Origin of the sequence: uncultured Capnocytophaga sp., from assembly GCF_938029845.1 — a bacterium.
GTDB lineage: Bacteria > Bacteroidota > Bacteroidia > Flavobacteriales > Flavobacteriaceae > Capnocytophaga.
In genome coordinates this window covers 23015-29200 of the sequence record NZ_CALHGG010000188.1, presented here as the reverse complement: position 1 = coordinate 29200, position 6186 = coordinate 23015, and the positions used below count along the sequence as shown (strand labels likewise).

At 32.3% G+C, this 6186-nt stretch carries 11 protein-coding genes; all 11 read right to left on the bottom strand.

What is annotated here, in order from left to right; genetic code table 11:
* Positions 1-53: 53 nt before the first annotated feature.
* Positions 54-251, bottom strand: a complete 198-nt coding sequence (locus Q0625_RS14865; protein ID WP_298829014.1) for a hypothetical protein — start codon at positions 249-251, stop codon at positions 54-56.
* A gap of 1429 nt (positions 252-1680) precedes the next feature.
* On the bottom strand, positions 1681-1995 hold the full coding sequence (locus tag Q0625_RS14860; protein WP_298829011.1) for a hypothetical protein: 315 nt from the start codon (positions 1993-1995) through the stop codon (positions 1681-1683).
* Positions 1973-2791 (bottom strand): hypothetical protein, encoded by an 819-nt coding sequence (locus Q0625_RS14855; RefSeq protein WP_298829009.1) that lies wholly within the window; start codon positions 2789-2791, stop codon positions 1973-1975. Before Q0625_RS14855 ends, Q0625_RS14860 begins: the two co-directional genes overlap by 23 nt.
* A gap of 166 nt (positions 2792-2957) precedes the next feature.
* Positions 2958-3866: a hypothetical protein gene (locus Q0625_RS14850; protein ID WP_298829007.1), complete on the bottom strand. Its 909-nt coding sequence runs from the start codon at positions 3864-3866 to the stop codon at positions 2958-2960.
* 135 nt (positions 3867-4001) lie between these two features.
* Complete coding sequence (locus Q0625_RS14845) at positions 4002-4343, bottom strand: helix-turn-helix domain-containing protein (protein ID WP_298829005.1); 342 nt, start codon at positions 4341-4343, stop codon at positions 4002-4004.
* A 5-nt stretch (positions 4344-4348) separates the two neighbouring features.
* Positions 4349-4582: a hypothetical protein gene (locus Q0625_RS14840; protein ID WP_298829003.1), complete on the bottom strand. Its 234-nt coding sequence runs from the start codon at positions 4580-4582 to the stop codon at positions 4349-4351.
* Positions 4583-4595: 13 nt separating this feature from the next.
* Positions 4596-4901, bottom strand: coding sequence for a hypothetical protein (locus tag Q0625_RS14835; RefSeq protein ID WP_298829001.1), 306 nt, complete (start codon positions 4899-4901; stop codon positions 4596-4598).
* Between the two features lie 3 nt (positions 4902-4904).
* Positions 4905-5183, bottom strand: coding sequence for a hypothetical protein (locus Q0625_RS14830; protein WP_298828999.1), 279 nt, complete (start codon positions 5181-5183; stop codon positions 4905-4907).
* A 127-nt stretch (positions 5184-5310) separates the two neighbouring features.
* Positions 5311-5748, bottom strand: a complete 438-nt coding sequence (locus Q0625_RS14825) for a hypothetical protein (protein WP_298828996.1) — start codon at positions 5746-5748, stop codon at positions 5311-5313.
* Positions 5749-5769: 21 nt separating this feature from the next.
* Positions 5770-5943 (bottom strand): hypothetical protein, encoded by a 174-nt coding sequence (locus tag Q0625_RS14820; protein ID WP_298828993.1) that lies wholly within the window; start codon positions 5941-5943, stop codon positions 5770-5772.
* The gene (locus tag Q0625_RS14815) at positions 5940-6164 is read right to left on the bottom strand and encodes a hypothetical protein (RefSeq protein ID WP_298828990.1); all 225 of its coding nucleotides are present in this window, start codon (positions 6162-6164) and stop codon (positions 5940-5942) included. Before Q0625_RS14815 ends, Q0625_RS14820 begins: the two co-directional genes overlap by 4 nt.
* Positions 6165-6186 lie beyond the last annotated feature (22 nt).

The following is a 6186-nucleotide window of genomic DNA, read 5'->3' as shown; positions in this document are numbered from 1 at the left end:
TTGGTGCTTGTTGGAAGTGGTTACCTGCACGCCTTGAACCTTGTGCCTGCTGGTTAATCTTTATAAATACCCTCATAAAATATTATTGCTTCAATTGTACGAGGTGAAAGAAACATTTTTAAAGCTATTTCGTTAATTATTGCTTCTGCCTTGTGCCTTTTCTGTTTTTCTGATAGTTCCCTAAATAAGTTCCTTATTTCTATATTTCTTTTCTGTAACCTTTCTTTTCGTAGTGCTTTTTTATCTGTCATTTTTGAGGGCGGTTTTTATGATACAAAGTTAATGAATTTTTTTCGTTTTACAAATTACGTTTTTTCGTTGGTGCATATTTCTGATACTTTTTTCTATAAGAAAAACACACTTATTTTCTAAATTACTGATATACTGATTTTTACAAGCTCCTTAATTTTTTGGGTATCAAACGGGTATCAAAAAACCACTTTTTGACCCCAAAAAGCACCTTTTTAGAACTCTCATAAGTACCTTTTTTTCTTATCCTTGTAGCTTTTTAATTGCTCTCTGTGTCTCTGATTACGGTATAACGGCAAAATATCCCTTTTTTAACGCTTTTAGGTTACGGTATATATACGGTAAATTACGGTATTAGCTTTCTGATTTGCGCCCTTTGAAATTATCTAAATAATTAACTATCATTATTTTAAGTGCGGTTTTTTGCTCTTTCTCAAACTTTTGAATGTCTTTTGAATTTTGGAAAAAAAGGCGGTTATTTTTACACTCTGTTAAAAATAATATTTTCAATTGTACGTTCAGAGCGAAAATATTTTAATGATAGTTCCTTTATTATATAGCTGGTTTTTAATGTTTTATCCTTTGAAAGTTTATTAAATTCTTTCCTTATGACTTCGTAAAACTTTGCGGTGCTTGCTTTCATTGTTTTTTACTGCAAAGATACTACATAAACAAAAACGACACAAGTTAAAAACTTGTGCCGTTTGAGGTGAGAGACTTTTAAAAAGGCTTCCGTGTCTGCGTGCTTATGTCCGTAATAGTTGGGGAAAATATTTATATCGTTTTATGAGTACTTTCATTTAAAAATAAACGGGGGTGTGCATGTCCCCCGTTTATTGCGTGAGAAAATAATTTTGAAATTTTGTGCTGCAAAAGTACAATGTTTTTTTGAATTATGGTAATTAATGCCTATAATTAACGCCTTTCAGGTAATTAAAAGACAAAAATAGGTAATTAAATGGCAATTAATAGGTAATTAATAGGGCTTTTTTTGCATATTTTTGGGCGTTTTGGGGCATTTTGTCAGTGTAAAAGTTAAAGCTGTCATTTTGTCATATCTTGTTAATAATCAAAAACATACAACTAAAAATAAGGCTGTTTTTTACGACTTTTTGCCCTCTTATTTATCACCTACCCCCCTACCTTGTAAAAAGCGCAAAAAAACGCCCTTTTTTACTCTTTGGGGCGTTTTTTGGGTGTCATAGTAACTTTACAGCGTTTGCAAAGTTTGGGTTATATATGCTTATAATATCGTCAAGAATTTTTGTAAAATCGCTTTCTAATTGCTTATATTTCTTATATTCCTGCTTCGTTCTGATAAGATTTATATTTCTTTGCTCGTGCTTGTAAGCATTATAAAGGAAATTTTTAAGCTCAAAAAGTTCTTGCAGTTCCTGCGTTTCTTGTGGTTCGTGGTTTGGATTTGCTTCACTAATTAGCTTTATTAGTTCCTGCGCTCTGGTTACTTCCTTGCTGTACTTGTGTTTTACTACTGTATTCATTTTCTATTTTTTTAAGTTCTGTTTCTATATCTCTAAGTTCCTGCTTTATATCCGTTTTAAATATTCTGTATAAAGTCTTTCTACTTATGTAGTATTTTGGAAAAATAAAGTCCTTATAAATCTTTGTGATATTTGCGCCCTTGTGTTTTTCCTGCAAGGCTTCAAACTCTGTAAGAATTTTTTCGTATCTAAGTAGCTTATTTTTCCTGCTTCTCATAGTTTTAATCGCTGTCTCTTTGTTCATTTTCTTGTTGCTTTTTAAATTCTTCGTATCTCTTATTTATTTCCTCTGTGTGTGCTTTATATTCTCTATATACACGCCTTAGTTTTTCTTTTTTACTTTCCCTCCTTAGTGATACCCGTATATTTACCCCCTCCCTTTTAAATAGTTCGTTTAATGCTCTTAGTCTTTCCCTTTTAGTGGCTGGCTTTGGAGGGGGTGTATATTCTTTTACTTTGAGTTTGCCCGCTTTAAAGTCCTGCATTATCTCATTTACAAGCATACACAAATATTTATTTATTACCTTTTGTCCCTTGTGGGTGTTTCCCTTGAAATACTGCTTTGATAGTTCTATTTTGTTTTGATAAGGAAAGGTATAAAAATAGTCTAACATTATGCTCATATCTTCCTTTGCTATTCTTTCCAAAAAACCGCGCTTGCTTACTACTTCACTTAGGTACGTTCTATATGCTTCATTATGGAGGGCGCAACAAATATTAAAACGCTTTGGCAAACCTACGTATAAGCTAATGATAAAAACTAAATCTTTTTTCGTTGGCGGTTTTATTAAGGTGCGTTGTACATTTACTTTGCCGTCTTTGAGTATCTTTAAAAACGTTGTATATCCTAATTTGTATTTTTGTTTTAGGTACGTTCTGTATAATTCCTTTGCGGGGGTGTCCTTATGCTGCCTTTGCAAGGCTTTGAACTCTTTTAAAATTTCCTTGTTTCGTGCCTGCTTTGCTTTGCGCTTTTCCTTTTTTGGGCGGCTTATTTTTTTACGTTTTTTTAACCTTTCGTCTTTTTTACTATTCATCATAACTTAATTACTTGATTATTAGTATATTATTATATTATTCCGTCTTTTAGACGTTGGACGATAAAATGTCAGCTAAAAAAAAGGCTATTTTTTTTGCCGCCTTTTTTTTGTGGTTGGTGTCTTTTCTTTCTCTTTTATTAATCATTAATTTGTAATTTGTTGATTATTAGTTTATTATGTTATATGGTCTATATTCATAAAAAAGCCTTTTATCGTACCACTCCTTTATAAAATCCTTACGAACTTTTAATTGTGTATAAGTTATTTCCTTGCTTTTGTATTGCTCCTCTATATGTGTTATTAACTTATCCATACCAAACTGAAATATAAAAGTTGCAAGTTCTATTTTAAGTGGTGATGTCCTGCTTTTTCCTATATATTCCACTCTGATAAATCCTTTCAATTCATCTGCTTCTTTTACAAATTTATCCAAGAGCTTTTGTAAATACTCATCGCTTAAAAATTCGTTTAAAGGGCGTGTTTGCCGTCTGTATATAGTTTCAAACCTTGTTAGGTGTTTTACCCCTTTTGGGGCTTCCTGCTTTCTTTCTTTGAGTTCTTGCAGTTTGTCATATACACGGAATATTCTTTTTTTATCCTTGTCCGTTTCTGTAGTTTTTAATGTTTCGTCCTTAAATCGTGGGTGAAAATACATTTTCTTCATTTTTAGAGAACATAAACTTTCTAATATCTTATGAGTTGGTATATCTGTTTCTCTATTTACTCCAACTTCAAAATATTGTACCTCTATTTCTTTTTGAGATAAACAAGTAAGACCGTATGCTTTTAAAATCATTAATATACCTTGCTTTGCTTCCTGCATGGTAATATTATCACTATTACTTAACTTCCCCGTTTTTATAAAATTAATGTACTTATGCACTGACCCAGATACTTTAAGCGTTTTTCTGTGGTTTATTTGTATAAAAAAACCACCTGTAAAATTTTTACTTTCCGAATTGTCATACGATATTTTGCCGTTCTTTATATTCTTACATAACTTTGTGCTTGCTGTTATCTCTTTAAACTCCTTTTCTGTTACGTTCTTTTTTATGAGAGTTATTTTATCTATCATTCTAAAAAAGTTTTTGGTTAATAAAAATATTTTTGTACCTTTGCCGTGCATAAGAGGGGAGAGGGATTTTTTTATATCCCCCCTCCTAATGTAAATTTAAAACACCCGCCCCGACTGCAATCGGGGCATTTTTTTTTAACACCCGCCCACACTGTTTATATTGACTATCTTTGAGCCCTGCAAGGCTTCAAAATCATTATCTCTTTGTTTTTTTAGATAGTCTTCTATTTCTAAACGCTTAAACAGTACTTTTGATTTTTTCCCTCCTGTCTGTATCTTTTTAAAAGCTCCACCAGATACAAGGCTTTCCACTTTTGCACGTCCGCACTTTAAGAACCTTTGCACGTCCTTATAAGTGAGTAGTTCCTTTTCGTTCTTTCTGTTAAGCTCTAATATTTTTTGCTCTATGAAATCAATCTTTTTAAGTATCTTTGTTAATACTTCTGATTGTACGATTACAAAATTATTATTTTCCATAACTTCTAACATTTATTACTTTTGATTAATTGCTGTCTGTATATCTCCTTATCTAACATTCTTAAGGCGTGATTAAGGTACATTTCCAATTCATAGAATTTTACAGCTAATACATTTTTGTCTATATCTCCGATTAGCTTTGCGCCCTCCTTTATCATTGGTTGGAGTAGTTCAAGGATATTGTTTATACTCTTTTGGTCTCTTTCCAAATCTGTGATATTCATTCCTATTGTATTCATTTTTAAAAGGTGTTTAAATTAGGTTTAATTCTCTTTTTGTTTGAAAGTCTATACCTGCGAATTGGTCTAATATATCCATATCGCTGGTAGGTATTAACTTTTCTGTTACTCTTAGCACGTTATAAATATCTACATTGCTGCTTTGTATGGCTTGTTTGTTCTCTATCGTAAAACACACCTCTGCACATAACGTTATTAATGATTTTACATGATACATTAAATCGGAATAATCTTCAAAAATCATGGTATCAACTTTAATTCTATTATCTTTGACAAATGATAATTGTTCTCTAAGTTCTTGTACTTTTGCTTCGTTCATTGCTTATTGTTTAAATTTTAATCGCTCTAATACTTCAAAATCACTTATTGGTAACAGCTTTTTTATAAGCTCCAATGTATTGATAATATCCATCGGCTGGCTTTGTGTGCCTTTTTCTTCTATATCCCAGCCCGCTGTAATACATAGATTAACCAATGATTTAACAGTATATATTAAATTCATGTAGCTATCTATTTTTATAGATATGCTTCCGTCCTCGTTTATAAAGTTCGTCCAGCTTTTAAGTAACTCTATTTCTTCACGGCTTTTTGTTTCATTCATGTTTAAATGCTTTTTAAATTGGTTTTAAATCTTTTTGTTACTACTGAAAATAACACCTTTCCAAATACTACCAATTGGAAACGGATATGTAACGGCTCGCATTGTCCGTTAAGTTTGATAATCTTTCTTAGTTGCATAAGCATACGATTTTTTGCCCTGCTACTACGTGGCAAGGTACAAGGTTAAACAATCTTTTAAAGTGGAAATTTTGGCACTTTGTCGCCCGTGCCTTGCGTGCTTGTAGAGTATAACGCACCCTGCAAACAAAATTCATTTTCTTATTGGACATTTTGAAAAAATATTTTGCTTGATAGTTGGAGGGCTGAAAATAAAAAAACGGTTCAGCCTTTGCCGTTGTCCAACTCACTACGAAAGCGGTTGCGCACTCATTACAAGTAACGCACGGCGGTACTGAACCGATATATTTACGAGCCGTTAAGGCATAAAAAAACGCCTCTCGGTTTGATTGGCGGTTAAATATAACCGCTTTCGTGTATTTGTTGGACATTGCAAAAGTAATAATAAATCTATTACCTGCAAGGTTTTTTGTGATATTTTTTTTCATTTCAAAATTATTTTCTTTTAATTACTTGTTTATTAGCAACTTATCCACATGCACGGGAAAGCGTAAGCCTTTGCGATTTTCGCAAATATAAACGGGGGCGTGCCTTGTGGTTACCACCTCCACCACCTCGTTTATACTTGCGTACAACTCCTTTTTTAGATGGCTTTTTATATCCTCCTTTGTGGTTGCTTTCATGGGTTTAAGCTCTTAATTTCTTTTATTAGCTCTTCTTTTTGTTCGCTAATTTCTTTTAAGTACTTTAGTGTCTCTTTCATTATTTCCAATTCTTTTAAAGCCCCTGCTTGTCTAGTTCCGTTAAAATATTGACTTATTGTTGTTTCATTCATTTGCAAACGCTTTGCTATTTGCTTGAGACCTCCACGAGGGATTTTAGGTTTTAAATCTGTTATTTTCATTTTATAAATGTTAGGTTTGTTC

What these genes read in the sequence shown, in the direction of transcription:
- Q0625_RS14865 (WP_298829014.1), bottom strand. Translation starts at nt 251, where the DNA reads ATGACAGATAAAAAAGCACTACGAAAAGAAAGGTTACAGAAAAGAAAT.
- Q0625_RS14860 (WP_298829011.1), bottom strand. Translation starts at nt 1,995, where the DNA reads ATGAACAAAGAGACAGCGATTAAAACTATGAGAAGCAGGAAAAATAAG.
- Q0625_RS14855 (WP_298829009.1), bottom strand. Translation starts at nt 2,791, where the DNA reads ATGATGAATAGTAAAAAAGACGAAAGGTTAAAAAAACGTAAAAAAATA.
- Q0625_RS14850 (WP_298829007.1), bottom strand. Translation starts at nt 3,866, where the DNA reads ATGATAGATAAAATAACTCTCATAAAAAAGAACGTAACAGAAAAGGAG.
- Q0625_RS14845 (WP_298829005.1), bottom strand. Translation starts at nt 4,343, where the DNA reads ATGGAAAATAATAATTTTGTAATCGTACAATCAGAAGTATTAACAAAG.
- Q0625_RS14840 (WP_298829003.1), bottom strand. Translation starts at nt 4,582, where the DNA reads ATGAATACAATAGGAATGAATATCACAGATTTGGAAAGAGACCAAAAG.
- Q0625_RS14835 (WP_298829001.1), bottom strand. Translation starts at nt 4,901, where the DNA reads ATGAACGAAGCAAAAGTACAAGAACTTAGAGAACAATTATCATTTGTC.
- Q0625_RS14830 (WP_298828999.1), bottom strand. Translation starts at nt 5,183, where the DNA reads ATGAATGAAACAAAAAGCCGTGAAGAAATAGAGTTACTTAAAAGCTGG.
- Q0625_RS14825 (WP_298828996.1), bottom strand. Translation starts at nt 5,748, where the DNA reads ATGAAAAAAAATATCACAAAAAACCTTGCAGGTAATAGATTTATTATT.
- Q0625_RS14820 (WP_298828993.1), bottom strand. Translation starts at nt 5,943, where the DNA reads ATGAAAGCAACCACAAAGGAGGATATAAAAAGCCATCTAAAAAAGGAG.
- Q0625_RS14815 (WP_298828990.1), bottom strand. Translation starts at nt 6,164, where the DNA reads ATGAAAATAACAGATTTAAAACCTAAAATCCCTCGTGGAGGTCTCAAG.